Below are 17,774 nucleotides of genomic sequence, written 5' to 3' on the forward strand. Positions count from 1 at the left end.
TTTTATTATGTATTAAAGAGGCTCTATAGGTTTAGTGAAAAACTTAAGATCAATTGATCTGGTCTTGTGTCTATGCGGTCACCGCTTGTAATGATACCGTTGTTGTCTAAGAACTCAGCCTCGTTATCTCCAAAGCCACGTTCATAGCGTAAATCGATACCTATTTTACCTAATGCTAAACCAGCACCGATATTTAAACCTACCGTAAAATCATTTTTTACATCCCCTAAAGTGATACCGTCATATTCAGTATCTAAAATGTATTGAAATGCAGGACCTGCAAAAACATTAAGTGGACCTATTACTTCTAAACCTACTAGTAGTGGCATGTCTAGCTTTTGCATACTAAAATTATCATCCTCGTAAGTAGAGTTTAATTTTGTATAAACAAGTTCTGGTCGGAAATAGAGTTTTTCACCGGTACGACCAAAAACTCCAACGTGGTAACCAATATCACTACTGGGATCTTGGTAAGCGTTTTCTGCAGAGTCTGAAATATCTCCAGTTCCTCCGTAGTTAAGACCGGCTTTTATACCAAAGCCCGGGTCTGATTGTGCGTGCGCATAAGACACGACTAAAAATAAAATTCCTAAAAATACTTTTTTCATATCAAGTTAAGTTGTGCTCAAATTGAGCAGTTATAATTAAAAATGCCCAGCTAAAGACTGCTTAATTTTGGTTGATAAAAGCAAGCATTTTTAGGAATATATCTAAAAGTGCTTACTTCTTAGCTAGCACTTTATTAACGGCCTTTACTATAGATTTAGTATTTAGACCGTATTTTTCCATTAATTGAGCGGGTGTACCACTTTCACCAAAAGTGTCATTGGTAGCAACAAACTCTTGGTAAACAGGATCATTTTTAGCTAAAAGACCAGAAACACTCTCACCTAGCCCACCTAAATAATTGTGCTCCTCACAAGTCACAACGCAACGTGTTTTCTTGATAGAATTGAGAATTGCCTCGTCATCAAGTGGCTTGATGGTGTGTATATTAATTACTTCGGCGCTGATGCCTTTTTCTTCTAATTCTTCAGCAGCTTCTAACGCATGCCATACTAAGTGACCGGTAGCAAGAATAGTTACATCAGAACCTTCAACAAGGTGTAATGCTTTTCCTATCTCAAATTTCCCGTCAGCTTCGGTAAAATTAGGAACGCTAGGTCTGCCAAAACGCAGGTAAACAGGTCCTTCATGATCTGCGATAGCTTTTGTAGCAGCTTTTGTCTGATTGAAGTCACAAGGATTGATCACTGTCATTCCCGGTAACATTTTCATCAAACCTAGATCTTCTAAGATCTGGTGCGTTGCACCATCTTCTCCTAATGTTAAACCTGCGTGAGATGCACAGATCTTTACATTTTTGTTTGAATAAGCAACACTCTGACGTATTTGATCGTAAACACGACCAGTAGCAAAGTTTGCAAAAGAAGTAGCGTAGGGTACTTTGCCTCCTATAGTCATACCAGCAGCCATACCTATCATATTAGCTTCTGCAATACCGGTTTGAAAAAAGCGCTCCGGGTGATTTTTTGCAAAATCGTTCAGTTTTAAAGAACCGGTAAGGTCGGCACATAAGGCAACTACATTTTCATGAGTTTCTCCCAGTTCGTCCATACCTGCTCCAAAACCAGAACGTGTATCTATATTTCCTGAATTTGTGAATTTTTTCATATTTCTGACCCCATTTTAATCTAAAGACTAAAACAAATAGGGGTGGTTTTTAAATTAATAGATTGTTTTAAAGATACGCCCAATTAATAGTCGCCTAAAGTCTCTGGATTTTGAGCTAGAGCTTTTTCTAATTGCTCATCATTAGGAGCTTTACCGTGCCAAGCGTGACCGTCCATCATAAAGTCTACACCGTGTCCCATAATGGTATGTAACAAGATGCAAACCGGCTTACCTTTTCCGGTACGGGATTTAGCTTCATTTAGACCAGCTACAATCGCTTCAATGTCATTACCTTTTTCGATATCTAAAACATCCCAGCCAAAAGCTTCAAACTTAGCGCGTACGCTACCCATATTAAGAACGTCGTCTGTACTACCATCAATCTGTTGACCATTAAGGTCTATTGTAGAAATTAGGTTATCAATCTTATTACCGGCAGCATAAAGAATAGCTTCCCAGTTTTGACCTTCTTGTAATTCACCATCTCCGTGGAGAGAATATACAAGGTTATCATCACCATTTAATGTTTTTGCTTGAGCAGCACCAAGTGCAACACTCATTCCCTGACCTAAAGATCCCGAAGCAATACGAATACCTGGTAGGCCTTCGTGAGTAGTAGGGTGGCCTTGAAGGCGAGAATCTATTTTTCTAAATGTTTTTAATTCTTCAACAGGAAAATAGCCAGAACGAGCCAAAACGCTGTAAAAAACTGGAGAAATGTGACCGTTAGACAAGAAGAATAAATCTTCGTCTTTTCCGTCCATATCAAAACCTTCTTTACGTTTCATTACTTCTTGGTATAAGGCTACAAAGAATTCAGCACACCCTAAAGAACCTCCTGGGTGGCCAGAACTTACTCCGTGCACTTGCCTTACGATGTCTCTTCTTACCTGAGAGACAAAATCTTCTAATTGTTTTGTGTTTGGCATTTTGATTAAGTTAAAATTTGAAATTCAAAAATACCCATTTTAGGCAGGTATTACAATCAATAACCCATATATTACTAAGGTTTTAAGGAAATTTAAGAAGTTTTGAGTTTTAAGTGTAAAAAATGCATTTATTATGATCGTTTTGTGCCAGACACTATCTCTTAAATAGTTTTATCTTTGCCGCTCTAAATTATACTATGCGATTTAATCTTGTTACAAAAGACGCTGCCAGTAAGGCGCGTGCTGGAGCAATCATTACAGATCACGGAACCATTGACACCCCCATTTTTATGCCAGTGGGTACAGTTGCCACTGTAAAAGGGGTTCATCAGCGGGAGCTAGAACAAGATATAAATCCAGATATTATCTTAGGAAATACCTATCATTTGTATCTGAGACCACAAACTGAAATCCTGGAAAAGGCTGGAGGGTTGCATAAGTTTATGAATTGGGATCGAAACATTCTTACTGATAGTGGAGGGTACCAGGTTTATTCTTTATCTGCAAATCGAAAAATCAAAGAGGAAGGGGTAAAGTTTAAATCACATATAGATGGCTCGTTTCATATGTTTACGCCAGAGCGGGTGATGGAAATTCAGCGGACTATAGGTGCAGATATCATTATGGCATTTGATGAATGTACACCTTATCCTTGTGACTATAATTACGCAAAAAGATCGATGCATATGACGCATCGCTGGTTAGACAGATGTATTAGTCATCTTGAGAAAACACCAGTGAAGTACGGGTATGATCAGGCATTTTTCCCGATAGTTCAAGGAAGTACTTACAAAGACCTTAGAAAACAATCTGCAGAATACATAGCGAATTCAGGAGCGGTAGGTAACGCTATTGGTGGACTTTCAGTAGGTGAGCCCGCTGAAGAAATGTATGCCATGACAGAGATTGTTACCGAAATCCTTCCGGAAGATAAACCGCGTTATTTAATGGGGGTGGGAACTCCTATCAATATATTAGAGAATATTGCGTTAGGTGTAGATATGTTTGATTGTGTAATGCCTACACGTAATGGTCGTAATGGAACTTTGTTTACCCAGCACGGAACCATAAATATTAAAAATAAGAAATGGGAAGACGACTTTTCCCCGTTAGATCCAGACGGCACGACTTGGGTTGATGCGGCATATTCTAAAGCATATGTACGTCACTTATTTACTGTAAGCGAAGCCTTGGGCCGTCAGATAGGGACCTTGCATAATCTAGGCTTTTATATGTGGTTAGTGCGTGAAGCACGTAAACATATTATTGCCGGTGATTTTTATACATGGAAAGAAAAAATGGTAAAACAAATGGATAAAAGACTCTAGATGAAAATTCTTGATTGGTACATTCTCAAGCGTTATCTAGGTACTTTTATTACCATGCTCGTACTGTTTATTCCTATTGGGATAACCGTAAACCTTGCAGAGAAGATAGATAAAATGCTAGCTAACGAGGTGCCTTTTCTGGAGGTGGCTATTTACTACCTGAATTTTACGATCTATTTTGCCAATCTTCTTTTTCCGTTATTTCTGTTTTTATCGGTGATCTGGTTTACTTCAAAGTTGGCAAACAATACAGAGGTTATTGCTTTTTTGAGTAGTGGCGTTTCTTTCTACCGTTTTTTAAGACCTTATGTAATAGGAGCTTCTATTGTTTGTGTGGGAGCTTATATTTTAGGAACCTATTTAGCACCTAATGCCAGCAGAGGTTTCAACGAATTTACTTATGAATACCTGAAGAATGGAAAAGCAGCTCGAGAAACCCGAAATGTATACCGCCAGATAAATGATAATGACTATATCTATGTAAGCAGGTTTACACCTTCTAGTAAAATGGGACAAAATTTTACATTAGAGCACTTTGAGGATAATACCCTAAAATATAAGATTCAGGCACGCAGTATTGTATACAGACCTGAAGATACTCTTTACCGACTCAATGGATATAAGAAACGCATTATAGGTAAAGAGGGGGATATTCTTATATCTGAATCTAAACTAGACACCTTGTTTTCTTTTGATTTAGAAGATTTAACACCGTTAGAATATATTGCTGAAACACTTACCACTCCACGATTGCGAGAATTTATTGCTAAAGAAAAGGCGAGGGGATCCTCAGCGATTAATAGATATGAAGTAACACTTTACAAACGCTTCAGTTTACCGGTAAGCGCCTATATCTTAACTATTATTGCAGTGGCTGTTTCTTCAATGAAACGCCGCGGCGGAATGGGAATCAACTTGGCGCTAGGTATCTCACTCGCATTTATTTTTATCTTTTTTGATAAAGTCTTTGGTACAATTTCAGAACAATCAGACTTTTCGCCTATGGTAGCTGTATGGCTTCCTAATGTATTATTTGGAATCTTAGCCATTTACTTACTCAACCGTGCGAAACGATAATCTCAAGAGTTACCTGCATCTACACTTCATAGTTTTTATATGGGGTTTTACAGCTGTTTTAGGAGCGCTTATAAGTATAGGTGCCACAGAACTCGTCTGGTATCGTATGCTTATTGCTTCGGCAGTTTTGTTTGTATATATAAAATTTAAAGGCATTTCGCTAAAAGCTAATCGAAAAACCCAATTGGGACTAACAGCTGCAGGAATCATAATTGCACTGCATTGGCTAACATTTTTTGGAGCGGTAAAAATTTCAAATGTTTCTATTACGTTAGCAATGATGAGTACCGGTGCATTTTTTACCAGTATTCTGGAGCCTGTTTTTTATAAACGGAAAGTAATCTGGTATGAGATTATTTTTGGTTTGCTGGTAATTTGCGGATTGTATTTAATCTTTGAGGTAGAGACTCGGTATACTGAAGGTATTATCGTTGCGCTTATCTCAGCTTTGCTTTCGGCTGTATTTACACTGATCAACGGTAAATATGCACAGAAACACAATCCTGTTGTAATTTCATTTTATGAGCTGTTTACAGGAGCGCTATTTATAACTGTATTCCTTGCGTTCACAGCACGGTTTGATGCAGAATTTTTTCAGCTGGAACAGCTAGATTGGTTGTATTTAATTATTCTGGCCACAGTTTGTACTGCCTATGCATTTTTTGCTTCGGTAAAAGTGATGAAGCACCTCACACCATACACCATAATGCTAACCACAAACATGGAACCCGTTTACGGAATCATCCTTGCATTTCTAATTTTAGGCGATGCTGAGCAGATGAATACAGGTTTTTATCTAGGAGCTATCTTGATTTTATGCACGGTAATTCTTAATGGGATTTTAAAAAACGTACGTAAAAGAAAGACAAGCAGGGTATTGAGTGCTGTAAAGACCATAGAATAAATTTTTTTATTGACCGGTTTAAAAACCGATAAGGGTTTGGGAGAAGCTTTTTAAAACCTTTATATTTGTCAGCTAACTAAAAATTTCCCCTATAATGGAATATTTAGAATTTGAACAACCTATTAAAGAGCTAGAAGAACAGCTCCAGAAATGCTCACTTATTGGTGAAGAGAGTGATGTAGATGTCACCAATACTTGTAAGCAGATTGAGAAAAAACTTAAAGAGACTAAGAAAGAGATTTATAAGAACTTAACGCCTTGGCAGCGAGTTCAACTCTCGCGTCATCCTAACCGTCCCTATACTTTAGATTATATCAAAGCTTTGTGCGGCGATACCTTTCTTGAGCTTCATGGAGACCGCAATGTTAAAGATGACAAAGCGATGATAGGTGGTTTGGGGAAAATAGGTGATCAAAGTTTTATGCTTATTGGTCAGCAAAAAGGTTATAATACTAAGACCCGTCAATACCGCAATTTTGGTATGGCAAACCCAGAAGGCTATCGCAAAGCATTACGTTTGATGAAAAGTGCAGAGAAATTCGGTATTCCTGTAGTTTGTTTTATTGATACTCCAGGAGCATATCCCGGGCTTGAAGCAGAAGAACGTGGTCAGGGGGAAGCTATTGCTCGTAATATTCTAGAAATGACGCGTCTTAAAGTGCCTATTACTGTTGTGATCATTGGCGAAGGAGCCAGTGGTGGAGCTTTAGGTATAGGTGTTGGTGATAAGGTACTGATGTTAGAAAACACTTGGTATTCTGTGATTTCGCCAGAATCTTGTTCTTCTATCTTATGGAGGAGCTGGGAGTTCAAAGAACAGGCAGCAGAAGCTTTAAAACTTACTGCAAAAGATATGAAAAAGCAGAAGATCATTGATGAGATCGTAAAAGAACCTTTAGGAGGTGCACATAGCGACCGCGAAGCGACCTTCTCTACAATAAAAGAAGAGATTTTGAAAGCGTATAATGAGTTTAAAAACTTATCACCAAAAGATTTGGTTGAAAAACGTATGGATAAATATTCTAATATGGGTGTGTTTAAAGGCTAATACACTTAAACATCACTTGCGACTAAATTCCGGAGTTTTGTGCTTCGGATTTTTTTATGGTTGTTAACAAGATTATTTAGTTATCAACAAGCTAATTGTTAACTTATGGTGAACAATGGCTACGTGGAAAAGTTGATTCTGCCTTAACAAATTTTTTACATTCGCTCTAATGGAAAATCTGAAAACTAAACCTAATTATATTAAACCCAACAAAGATGTGATCTCTTTGGAACGTGGTAAGTTGCCACCTCAAGCTGTTGATTTAGAGCAAGTTGTCCTGGGAGCTATGATGATTGATAAGAAAGGCGTAGATGAAATTATAGATATTCTTAGCCCTGAAGTATTTTACAAAGAAGCGCATCAACATATTTATGATGCTGTACGTGCGTTATTTGAAAATGGCGAGCCAATTGACTTATTAACTGTTTCTGAGCAATTGAAGCAAATGGCTAAACTCGACCAAGCTGGTGGAGACTATTACCTTATACAATTGACTCAAAAAGTGTCGTCTTCTGCACATATTGAGTATCATGCGCGTATCATACTTCAGAAATACATTCAGCGTAGTTTGATTAAGATTTCTAACGAAATCATCGAGGAAGCTTATGACGAGACAACAGATGTATTCGACCTGTTAGATAATGCTGAGAGTAAACTTTATGAGGTTACTCAAGGAAATATTAAAAGAAGTTCTGAAACTGCACAGAGTTTGGTAATTCAGGCTAAAAAGAAAATTGAAGAGATTTCTAATAAAGAAGGTCTTTCAGGTATTCCTTCCGGGTTTGACCGTCTTGATAAATTAACTTCCGGGTGGCAGGCCAGTGACTTGATTATTGTTGCGGCTCGTCCGGGTATGGGTAAAACAGCTCTTACACTTTCTATGGCGCGTAATATCGCTGTTGGGCAAGGTATTCCGGTGGCTTTCTTCTCTTTGGAGATGGCTTCGGTACAGTTGATAACCCGTTTGATATCTTCAGAAACCGGACTTTCTTCAGAAAAATTACGTACCGGTAAATTAGAAAAGCATGAGTGGGAACAACTCAATGTAAAAGTAAAAGGGCTTGAAAAAGCACCTTTGTTTATTGATGATACTCCATCACTTTCCATCTTTGACTTACGTGCAAAAGCCCGCCGACTGGCTTCTCAACACGGCATCAAAATGATTATTATTGACTACCTGCAGTTAATGACCGCAGGAGGCAGCCAAAAAGGAGGAAACCGGGAACAAGAGATCTCGATGATCTCGCGTAACCTCAAGGCGCTTGCAAAAGAGTTGATGGTGCCGGTGATTGCACTTTCTCAGTTATCGCGAGCGGTTGAAACGCGTGGGGGTAGTAAAAGACCGTTGCTTTCTGACCTTCGTGAATCTGGAGCGATTGAGCAGGATGCAGATATTGTGTCGTTTATCTACCGTCCTGAATATTATAAAATTGACGAGTGGGATGATGAAGAGCGTAGCCCCACAGACGGTCAGGCAGAATTTATTATTGCAAAACACCGTAACGGTGGTCTAGAAAATATACGATTGAAGTTCTTAGGACACTTAGGTAAGTTTGACAACCTGGATGACTTTAATACACCGTATCAATTTGAATCTGCGATGAATCAAAACGCAGCAGCTCATGATGATACGTTTACACCAGATACATTCCCAACGCCAGATCAGGCATTTGGAAGCTCTATGAATGATGGTGGTTTTGACAGAAGCGGAGAAGATGAGGTTCCGTTTTAATTGAACTAAAAAATATTTTGAATAAAAAAGGAAGCTGATAAAGCTTCCTTTTTTTTATGGTATCTAATTTAGAAATTAAAGCAACCTTTTTTTATTAATTTCATCTTGTTATAAATGTTGATTTATGAAGAGCAAGATTCTTATAATATTTTCAATCAGTCTAATAACTCATATAGCAAAAGCTCAGTTTGCAGAAAAAAATTGGATTTATGGAACATTAGGTGCCTTTGTAGGTTCACATCTTGGTGCTTCTTTTACTGCGGATTATGTTTACAACAATAAATACTCATTTGAGCTAGGTTGGGAACAAAACCTTAGATCTTCTCGAAATAAACCTGACGATTATTCTTCAGGGTTAGCAAATTTACTTTTGTTGAATTTAGCGCAACCCTATGAGAAAAGCGATGTTTTTCAGCTTCAGGTTGGAAGGGTGTTTAATTTAAATGAAACAAAAAGTATTCGTTTAAATGTTATGTGCGGCCTCGCATTTACAAAAATTGAAGATGCATTTAACTTCAATCCTGTAGATGATGCATTCCTAACTGAGAATTATACATTTGAATACAGAAAGTATAATAATATAAGCTTAGTGTTATCTCCGCGAATAGAGTTTGCAACACGTTATTATGGACTAAGCCTATCTCCTAAATTCATTTACAATAAAGATATAACCTATTTTGGTTTGAGTATTAATCATATGATAGGTGTACTAAGACCAAAATCCGAATAGCTAAAAATATACTAGGCATAATCTTTGAATCGTTGTAAATTGAACAGGATAAAAAAATAACTCTTGAGACTAAAAAGCGACACTTATTTTTCAAAAATTATACTAATAGCCTTCTTGTGTTTTGTTAACACTTCAGCATTTGCTTCCTATGTTTTAATACCTATGGATGCTGAAAGTCAAAAGGAACATCTAAAAGCGTACGGAATAACCTACTGGACGCTTGCTAAGCAAGAAAAAGTGAAGTGGTTACTCAATTACCGCGGGGGTTCATTCCTTTTGCCAGATACTGAAGCGCTACGCAAAGAATGCCAGATACGGGGTGTTTCTTTTGAAGTTCTAAGCGACGCTAAAACCGAAAGTATATTAAAAGAGATTGAGAGTCCGTCGCAAAATATGGAAGCGGTCGTACTCGAGAAAGCACCTAAAATAGCAGTATATACTCCAGATGGATCGGTGCCGTGGGATGATGCAGTGACGATGGTACTAGAGTATGCAGAAATTCCTTATGAAAAAATCTACGACCGGGAAGTGTTGGCAGATGAATTGGTTTTATACGACTGGCTGCATTTGCATCATGAGGATTTTACAGGTCAGTATGGTAAATTTTACGGGCGTTATCGTGCCGCACCCTGGTATATTCAGGAAAAGAAAGACGCTGAAGCTTTGGCAACAGCTTTGGGTTATGATAAAGTCTCACAAGAGAAGCTTGCGGTTGCAACTAAAATAAGTGATTATGTCATTGGAGGCGGTTTTATGTTTGCGATGTGCAGTGCCACAGACAGCTTTGATATCGCACTGTCTGCAGCAGGGGTAGATATTTGTGAGCCTATGTTTGACGGTGACGCTTCTGAGGCAAATTATCAGACAAAAATAGATTTTAACAGTACGTTTGCTTTTAGAGATTTTGACCTTGAGAAAAACCCGGAACGGTATGAGTTTTCAAATATAGATACCACGCCGTTTAGAAGAGTTAATAACGATGCAGATTATTTCAGCTTAAAAAGCTTTTCTGCTAAGTGGGACCCTGTTCCTACCATGTTGTGTCAAAATCATACTGCGCTGGTTAAAGGCTTTATGGGGCAAACTACTGCCTATAATTCTGAAGTTTTAAAACCTACTGTTCTGGTTTTAGGTGAAAATAAATCAAATGGCGAGGCACGTTATATTCACGGTGTAAAAGGCAAAGGTTTCTTTACCTTTTACGGTGGTCACGATCCCGAAGATTATCAACATTTAGTGGGGGATCCCAAAACAGAGTTGAAACTGCATCCTACCAGTCCGGGATATCGTCTTATTTTAAACAATATTTTGTTTCCGGCAGCTAAAAAGAAAAAGCAAAAAACCTGATGATCCGCGTTTTGTCTTTGTTGATTTGCGCTGCACTTTTATTAGGTGTTCAGAAAAAATCTTATCGTTTCCCTTGGCAGGAAAATAAGATGCTGCAATGGTCAGATTTTAAAGGAAGACCAGACCGTTCAACCAGCTATGCCGCTACTGTAAACACCGGAATTAGTCACAGATACACAATAAGTAAAGGCTATTTAGTAAAAGAGAAATCGATCATTCAAGCTAATTTCTATCCAAAACTTTCTTGGTATAAGCCTAACCTGATTGATGAGCATACGCTAGCCCACGAGCAGACTCACTTTGATATTTCTGAAGTTTACGCCCGGATATTGCGTAAAGCGATCGCTGAATTTAAATTTTCGAAGAATTCCCAGAAAGAAGTAGATGCAATTTATAAACCTATAGAACGCTCCCGTAGAGCAATGCAAACTCGGTTTGATATCGAAACGGAACACTCTCAAAATATAGAAGCCGAAGCAAAATGGGAACGTAAAGTGCGAAATCTGTTGCACATATACGGACGATGGGCGCACTAACGTCTTATATTTCGTTTTAGTCTAATCTTCGCGTTAATCTTCTGTTAGAAATTCGTTTTAAAAAGTATCTGTCGATTAACTTTAAGAAAAAAACATGATACGAGAAGGAAGCGAAGTAAAATGGAAATGGGGAAACGGTATTGCAACCGGAAAGGTTAAAGAAAGTTTTTCTAAAGAAATTACCCGTATGATAGCCGGTAGCAAAATTACCCGTAAAGGAGAAGAAGGGAACAAAGCACTTGTTATTGAGCAAGAAGATGGGTCTGAAATTCTCAAATTAGAAAGCGAAGTTGAAAAGGCATAGCCAATGGCAGAGTTTATAAAATTATATGATGAGAACCCTAACGAGCGAGATATAAAACGCATTGTAGAGGTTTTGAAAAATGATGGGATAATTATTTATCCTACTGATACAGTTTACGGTTTGGGTTGCGACATTACCAGCAACAGGGCTTTAGAACGGGTAGCTCAATTACGGGGGATCAAATTGGCAAAAGCCAACTTTTCATTTGTATGTGAAGATCTTAGTAATTTATCTGATTACACCCGCCAGATTGATACGCCTACTTTTAAGCTGTTGAAACGTGCCTTACCCGGTCCTTATACTTTTATACTACAAGGCAATAATAACTTACCCACAGTGTTTAAAAAGAAGAAAACCGTAGGTATTCGTGTGCCTGATAATAATATTGCGCGGGCAATTGTGAGACATCTGGGGAATCCTATTATTTCAACTTCGATTTATGACGAGGATGATGTGATAGAATACACTACAGATCCCGAACTTATTTTAGAGAAGTGGGATAAGCTTGTAGATGTTGTGATTGATGGTGGGTATGGAGGTAATATTCCTTCCACAGTTATTGATTTAACTAGTGGGGAAGCAGTGTTGATTAGAGAGGGAAAAGGTGATTTGACAATTTAAGCAGTTAATTGTAGAAAAACCGAATACATAAAAAAACCCGGTCGCAAGACCGGGTTTTTAATATTTTAAAACTAAATCTAATTAGTTTTTAGGCATTCCGTCTTCAATCATTTTGTAGAACTGGTCTAACTTAGGAAGAACTACGATACGTGTTCTACGGTTGCGAGCACGACCTTCTGCAGTATCATTGCTAGCTAAAGGAACGTAGTAACTTCTACCTGCTGCTACCATACGCTCTGGTGGTACACCAAATTCTTCTTGCAAAATACGTACTACTGAAGTTGCACGCTTAACACTTAAATCCCAGTTATCTTCAATTACTGAAGTACTAATAGGCTTGCTGTCTGTATGACCCTCAACCATAAACTCGATTTCAGGCTTGTTTTTTACAACAGTAGCAACTTTACCTAAAACTTCTTTAGCACGGTTAGTTACATCCCAACGACCACTGTTAAATAATAACTTGTCTGATATAGATACATAAACCACTCCTTTTTCAACATTGATTTCAATATCATCGTCATTAAGGTTTCCTATAGCACCTTTAAGGCTGGTAACCAATGCAAGCGTTACAGAGTCTTTTTTGTTGATAGCATCACGGAAAGTTTTGATCTGAAGATCTTTCTCTTTCATCTGCTCCAAAGACTTCTCTAAGTTTTCTGCACCTTTAGCAGAAAGTGTAGTAAGATTTCCTTGCGTATTTATAAGGCTGTTATTGGTACTTCTAAGATCTGTGATCTGCTCCTTCATCGTTTCACTTTGTGCTAAACAAGCATTTAGTTTTACGGTTGCTGAATTAAGCATATCCTGGGTTTCTTTTTGTTTAGCCTCTAATGCCGCATATTTTTTCTGAGACACACAAGAGGAAAGAAGTATCAAGGCTGAAGCCGATACAATCATTAATTTTCTCATAATTATAGTTGTTATCTTTAATTTTTAGTAACGTCAAATGTATTAAAATTAGTATCCAAAATCCCAACCTTAACAATACTTTAAAATTTGTTAAAATAAGTCGGTATAATACTTTTTATGACGGATGAAGTACTTGTATACAATGGAGTTTATAGCAGCATAGTTCTTAGTTCCTGCAGTTTGCTCCCTGTTTTTAAGTAGTTTCGGAATCAGTGAATAAAAGTTAAAATGTGCTCTAAGAATTGCAAGAAAATGTTTTGGTTTTCCTTCTGCTAAAAACTTTAGTGCGGCAATACCGTCTAAGCAAAGTCTTGCGAATAAAATTAAATAGACTTGAGCACCTGAAATATTTTTGAGCAAAAGCATCAGATTATTTCTGAAATTCAAAAAGGTTTTCTGTGGATTCATCTGTTCCAGAGTAGCTCCGCCCAAATGATAAACCTCACTCGTTCCAATAGCTTTTATGCTATAGCCCAGATTTTGAATACGCCAGCATAAATCTATTTCTTCCTGATGAGCAAAAAAGAGTTCATCTAAACCGCCGGCTTGCCAAAAGACTTCTTTACGCACTGTTAAACAAGCGCCACTCGCCCAGAAAACAGCTTTTATATCATTATACTGGCCAATGTCTTCTTCGCAAGTTTCAAAAATACGCCCTCTACAAAATGGATATCCTAAAGCATCTAAATAGCCACCAGCAGCACCGGCATATTCAAAATGCGTTTTCTTTTTGAGGTCTTTGATTTTGGGTTGTGCAGCGCCCAGTCTTTTGTCTGATGAAAATGAAGCAATAACAGGTTGTAACCAACCCGGGGTAGTCTGTATATCACTATTCATTAAAATGAAAAGTTCTTCATCAAGACCTTCTAGTGCATCATTATACCCTTTAGCATACCCTCCATTGGTAGTATTTTGAATAATCTGAACTTGAGGAAAATTTTGCTTTACAAAGCTTACAGAATCATCAGTTGAAGCATTATCGGCAACATAAATAGTAGCTAGTGCTTCACTATGAGTAATCACAGTTTGTAAAAAGCGCTCGAGTAGCTTTTTACCATTCCAGTTGAGTATGACAATTGCAGTTTTCAAAGGCAAGTATTATGGAGTGTAAACGGGAAAGTCCGGTAAAAAAATATACTTTTTAGCTTCATAATCCATTTGGCAATAATAGTGGTTTAATCCGTTTGTAACCATCAGATAATCGGATTTTAAAGCCAGATTGTACCGGGCTATCTGGTCAAAGGTTTTTTGATTGATCTTAATTTTTGGCGCTTTGCATTCTACAATAAGCTGAATGTTTCCGTTAGGTTTAAAAACCACCACGTCGTAACGTTTAGAAACCTGATTCAGCTTTAATTCTTTTTCAACATTTACAAGCGAAATAGGGTAGTGATACACATTTAAAATATGAGCGACGGTGTGTTGACGCACCCATTCTTCGGGCGTTAGCCTCACGAATTTTTTGCGGATCTCATCAAATATAAGCGGTTTATTTTCGCTACTTTTGAGCCTGAAGGGATATTGAGGAAAGTTTAATTCTTGCATCGATTCAAAGGTAATCAACCTATAGAATTTAAGCACTCAACAAGATTTAAATCTTCTGGCCAATTCTTCTATTTTTCCTTCAGACAATAGAAAAATTTCAACTCAGACTTTGTGGAAGAGGTTACACGTATTGTAAAAGATATCAAGAATAAAAATCTGAAACCCATCTATTTTTTGATGGGCGAAGAGCCCTATTATATTGATCAATTAGCAGATTTTATCGCAGATAATGTGCTGACCGAAGAAGAACGCGGTTTTAATCAGATGGTGTTGTACGGTCGTGATGTGAGCTTAGATGATGTGGTATCGCAAGCTAAGCGCTTCCCGATGATGGCAGAGCGACAGGTTGTTATTGTTAAAGAAGCTCAAGATCTTTCTCGAGCTATTTTAGCACAGTCTGATAAGAATAAAAATACTTTAGAGGCTTATGCAGAAAACCCACAACCTACCACGGTTTTGGTTTTTTGCTATAAATATAAAAAGCTTGATAAACGAAAGAAGGTTTATAAAGCTATCTCAAAAAGTGGCCTCCTATTTGAAAGTAAAAAGCTTTACGAGAATCAAGTTGGGGATTGGATTCGCCGGGTGATGACGGGTAAAGGCTATACGGTTGAACCGAAAGCGGCTCATATGCTTGTTGAATTTTTAGGTACAGATTTGTCTAAAATTAATAATGAACTTGAAAAGTTGCGTTTGATACTTCCGGAAGGAAGCACAATCACTCCGCTTGCGGTAGAGCAAAATATCGGGATTAGTAAAGACTTCAATAATTTTGAGTTGCAGCGTGCCATTGGCGATAAAGATGTGGTAAAAGCGCATCGCATCATCAATTACTTTGCACAAAACCCAAAGGACAACCCAATGGTTGTCACTATTGCTTTACTGTTTAGTTTCTTCCAAAATTTATTGATTTATCACGGGTTGCCCAGTAAAGACAAATCTTCGGTAGCAAAAGCGCTCAAGGTGAATCCGTATTTTGTGGGTCAATATGTAGATGCAGCTCGCAATTACCCGATGAAAAAAGTAAGCCACGTAGTAAATTTATTGCGTACAGCAGATGTGAAAAGCAAAGGTGTAGGAGCTTATAATATTCCGCAAGGCGATTTGCTCAAAGAGTTACTTGTGCAGATTATGGCGTAGCTAATTCTTTAAACCTCATTTACAAACGCAACACTGTGAGTAGCTACTACAGCAGCAGTTTCAGTTCGTAGTCTGCTTTCTCCCAGCATTACAGGTGTAAAACCTGAATGAATGGCTGTTTCAATTTCTGAAGTAGAAAAATCACCCTCAGGACCTATAAGAATGAGAATATCTTGTTTTGGCTGAATTTTTTGCTTGAGTGAAAACCGATTAGTTTTTTCACAATGTGCAATAAAGCGGTGCCCATTAAATTCGGTTTGCTTCGCGATAAATTCTGAAAAAGTAACAGCAGGATTTAGTTTTGGTATAAAGGCTTTTAAAGATTGTTTCATCGCGCTTTGTAAAATACGCTCATAGCGTTCTTCTTTAATCACTTTCCGCTCACTGTGGTCGCAAATAATAGGAGAGATCTCTGAAATGCCTATTTCAGTAGCTTTTTCTAAAAACCATTCAAAACGATCGTTGAGTTTGGTAGGTGCAACGGCAAGATGTAAATGGTACGGCAACGATTTTTCGGTAGTAACTTCTAGGATTTTTACCGTACATTTTGACGGGCTAGCAGCACTTATTTCAGCCTTAAAAAAATTCCCATTTCCATTAGTGATATTTAAGATATCTCCGGTACGTTTCCGTAGCACCTTTATAATATGTTTACTCTCGTCTTTAGGAAAAGTAGCTTCTACTGCATCTGCAGTAATATCCGGACTGTAAAATAATTGCATACTTAGAGTTTTAGACGAGATTGAGCCATTACCTGCGTGTTTGCGTATCCTGTTGCTTCAAGCTCATTTTGGGTGTATTTTAGATAGCCTACAATGCCTATCATTGCAGCGTTATCTGTGGTGTATTCAAATTTTGGAACAAATGTTTTCCAGCCGTATTTACTTTCGGCATCTTTTAACGCTTTACGAATACCGCTGTTTGCAGAAACGCCACCGCCAATAGCAACCTGAGTGATTCCCGTTTGTTTAACGGCTTTTTTTAGCTTATCCATCAGGATATTTACAATAGTATATTGAATAGAGGCGCAAATGTCGTTGCGATTCTTTTCAACAAAATCTGGGTCTGCAGCAAGTTCTCTTTGGTAGAAATATAGAACCGCAGTTTTTAATCCGCTAAAACTAAAATCGAGATCGCCTACTTTAGGCTTAGTGAACTTATAAGCTTTAGGGTTCCCTAATTGCGCATATTTATCAATTAAAGGTCCGCCGGGATAAGGTAATCCTAATATTTTTGCACTTTTATCAAAAGCTTCACCCACGGCATCATCAAGTGTTTGACCTAAAACTGTCATCTCAAAATAGCTGTCTACGCGTACAATTTGCGTATGACCGCCAGAGATCGTCATCGCCAGAAATGGAAATTGCGGTTTGTCAAAACCTTCTTCGTCAATAAAATGAGCCAGAATATGCGCTTGCATATGATTAACATCAATCAGCGGGATGTTGAGTCCCATTGCCAAAGATTTTGCAAAAGATGTACCTACTAAAAGTGAACCCATAAGTCCCGGTCCACTTGTAAAAGCTACTGCGTTAAGCTGTTCTTTTTTTACATTTGCCTTTCGTAACGCCTCGTGTACAACAGGAACAATATTTTGCTGATGTGCGCGTGAAGCCAGCTCCGGCACAACGCCACCGTATTGCTCATGTACCGCCTGACCGGCAACAACATTTGCAAGGGTTTTGTCGTTGTAGAGCACAGCTGCCGCTGTATCGTCACAAGAAGATTCTATAGCAAGTATATAGGTGTTATTTTTTGACATTATGGCGCTAGGTATAGGGAATGTTAATGTACTTTTACTCGATAAAAGCTAAGTTACTTCCGTAGTAGTTAGTAGCGTTTACATCGGTATTAGCTGTTGTATCACTAAGTGTTTGTTAATCAATTTTATAATATGCTGTTGCTTTATTTGCATAATTAAAGCGAGTGGCAAAGTTAAAACTTAAA

19 protein-coding genes are annotated in these 17,774 nt (G+C 37.9%); 11 read left to right on the top strand and 8 right to left on the bottom strand.

The annotated features are described in order from the left end of the window. Positions 1-23: 23 nt before the first annotated feature. The 3 genes from DSM02_RS02775 to DSM02_RS02785 form a co-directional block, all read right to left on the bottom strand. Positions 24-608, bottom strand: coding sequence for an outer membrane beta-barrel protein (locus DSM02_RS02775; protein WP_128764201.1), 585 nt, complete (start codon positions 606-608; stop codon positions 24-26). A gap of 112 nt (positions 609-720) precedes the next feature. Next, positions 721-1,674 carry a transketolase family protein gene (locus DSM02_RS02780; protein WP_128764202.1) on the bottom strand — a complete coding sequence of 318 codons (954 nt, stop codon included), beginning with the start codon at positions 1,672-1,674 and terminating at the stop codon, positions 721-723. Between the two features lie 83 nt (positions 1,675-1,757). After that, entirely contained in the window at positions 1,758-2,603 is an 846-nt protein-coding gene (locus DSM02_RS02785) for a transketolase (protein ID WP_128764203.1), read from the bottom strand. A gap of 197 nt (positions 2,604-2,800) precedes the next feature. On the opposite strand from DSM02_RS02785, the gene tgt reads away from it, so the two are divergent. From tgt to DSM02_RS02835, 10 genes are all read left to right on the top strand, one after another. Further along, positions 2,801-3,931: a tRNA guanosine(34) transglycosylase Tgt gene (tgt, locus tag DSM02_RS02790; RefSeq protein ID WP_128764204.1), complete on the top strand. Its 1,131-nt coding sequence runs from the start codon at positions 2,801-2,803 to the stop codon at positions 3,929-3,931. Further along, the gene (locus tag DSM02_RS02795; protein ID WP_128764205.1) at positions 3,932-5,008 is read left to right on the top strand and encodes an LptF/LptG family permease; all 1,077 of its coding nucleotides are present in this window, start codon (positions 3,932-3,934) and stop codon (positions 5,006-5,008) included. It abuts the gene before it with no gap. Further along, a complete protein-coding gene (locus DSM02_RS02800) occupies positions 4,995-5,912 on the top strand; it encodes a DMT family transporter (protein WP_128764206.1) in 918 nt (305 codons plus the stop codon). The genes DSM02_RS02795 and DSM02_RS02800 overlap by 14 nt, the downstream gene beginning before the upstream one ends. Before the next feature lie 94 nt (positions 5,913-6,006). Next, positions 6,007-6,960 carry an acetyl-CoA carboxylase carboxyltransferase subunit alpha gene (locus tag DSM02_RS02805; RefSeq protein WP_128760253.1) on the top strand — a complete coding sequence of 318 codons (954 nt, stop codon included), beginning with the start codon at positions 6,007-6,009 and terminating at the stop codon, positions 6,958-6,960. A 169-nt stretch (positions 6,961-7,129) separates the two neighbouring features. Then, the gene (gene dnaB, locus DSM02_RS02810; RefSeq protein ID WP_128764207.1) at positions 7,130-8,692 is read left to right on the top strand and encodes a replicative DNA helicase; all 1,563 of its coding nucleotides are present in this window, start codon (positions 7,130-7,132) and stop codon (positions 8,690-8,692) included. Between the two features lie 124 nt (positions 8,693-8,816). After that, complete coding sequence (locus tag DSM02_RS02815) at positions 8,817-9,422, top strand: hypothetical protein (RefSeq protein ID WP_128764208.1); 606 nt, start codon at positions 8,817-8,819, stop codon at positions 9,420-9,422. 96 nt (positions 9,423-9,518) lie between these two features. Further along, complete coding sequence (locus tag DSM02_RS02820) at positions 9,519-10,769, top strand: asparagine synthetase B (protein WP_128764338.1); 1,251 nt, start codon at positions 9,519-9,521, stop codon at positions 10,767-10,769. Then, complete coding sequence (locus tag DSM02_RS02825; RefSeq protein WP_128764209.1) at positions 10,769-11,305, top strand: DUF922 domain-containing protein; 537 nt, start codon at positions 10,769-10,771, stop codon at positions 11,303-11,305. The genes DSM02_RS02820 and DSM02_RS02825 overlap by 1 nt, the downstream gene beginning before the upstream one ends. A 94-nt stretch (positions 11,306-11,399) precedes the next feature. After that, the gene (locus DSM02_RS02830) at positions 11,400-11,609 is read left to right on the top strand and encodes a hypervirulence associated TUDOR domain-containing protein (protein ID WP_128764210.1); all 210 of its coding nucleotides are present in this window, start codon (positions 11,400-11,402) and stop codon (positions 11,607-11,609) included. A gap of 3 nt (positions 11,610-11,612) precedes the next feature. Then, positions 11,613-12,230, top strand: coding sequence for an L-threonylcarbamoyladenylate synthase (locus DSM02_RS02835; protein WP_128764211.1), 618 nt, complete (start codon positions 11,613-11,615; stop codon positions 12,228-12,230). Positions 12,231-12,311: 81 nt separating this feature from the next. Here DSM02_RS02835 and DSM02_RS02840 read toward each other — a convergent pair whose 3' ends face one another. The 3 genes from DSM02_RS02840 to DSM02_RS02850 form a co-directional block, all read right to left on the bottom strand. Next, the gene (locus tag DSM02_RS02840; protein WP_128764212.1) at positions 12,312-13,142 is read right to left on the bottom strand and encodes an OmpA family protein; all 831 of its coding nucleotides are present in this window, start codon (positions 13,140-13,142) and stop codon (positions 12,312-12,314) included. A 90-nt stretch (positions 13,143-13,232) separates the two neighbouring features. Next, positions 13,233-14,231: a glycosyltransferase family 2 protein gene (locus DSM02_RS02845; protein ID WP_128764213.1), complete on the bottom strand. Its 999-nt coding sequence runs from the start codon at positions 14,229-14,231 to the stop codon at positions 13,233-13,235. 9 nt (positions 14,232-14,240) lie between these two features. Continuing rightward, complete coding sequence (locus DSM02_RS02850) at positions 14,241-14,687, bottom strand: type I restriction enzyme HsdR N-terminal domain-containing protein (RefSeq protein ID WP_128764339.1); 447 nt, start codon at positions 14,685-14,687, stop codon at positions 14,241-14,243. A 111-nt stretch (positions 14,688-14,798) separates the two neighbouring features. Between DSM02_RS02850 and holA the strand changes: the two genes are divergently transcribed. After that, positions 14,799-15,827, top strand: coding sequence for a DNA polymerase III subunit delta (holA, locus tag DSM02_RS02855; protein ID WP_128764214.1), 1,029 nt, complete (start codon positions 14,799-14,801; stop codon positions 15,825-15,827). An 8-nt stretch (positions 15,828-15,835) separates the two neighbouring features. On the opposite strand, the gene DSM02_RS02860 is transcribed toward holA, so the two are convergent. Both DSM02_RS02860 and tsaD read right to left on the bottom strand, forming a co-directional pair. Continuing rightward, positions 15,836-16,549, bottom strand: coding sequence for a 16S rRNA (uracil(1498)-N(3))-methyltransferase (locus tag DSM02_RS02860; protein WP_128764215.1), 714 nt, complete (start codon positions 16,547-16,549; stop codon positions 15,836-15,838). A gap of 2 nt (positions 16,550-16,551) precedes the next feature. Continuing rightward, complete coding sequence (tsaD, locus tag DSM02_RS02865; RefSeq protein ID WP_128764216.1) at positions 16,552-17,589, bottom strand: tRNA (adenosine(37)-N6)-threonylcarbamoyltransferase complex transferase subunit TsaD; 1,038 nt, start codon at positions 17,587-17,589, stop codon at positions 16,552-16,554. Positions 17,590-17,774 lie beyond the last annotated feature (185 nt).

It is taken from the genome of Leeuwenhoekiella polynyae (assembly GCF_004104075.1).
In the GTDB taxonomy this organism is placed as follows: Bacteria; Bacteroidota; Bacteroidia; order Flavobacteriales; family Flavobacteriaceae; genus Leeuwenhoekiella; species Leeuwenhoekiella polynyae.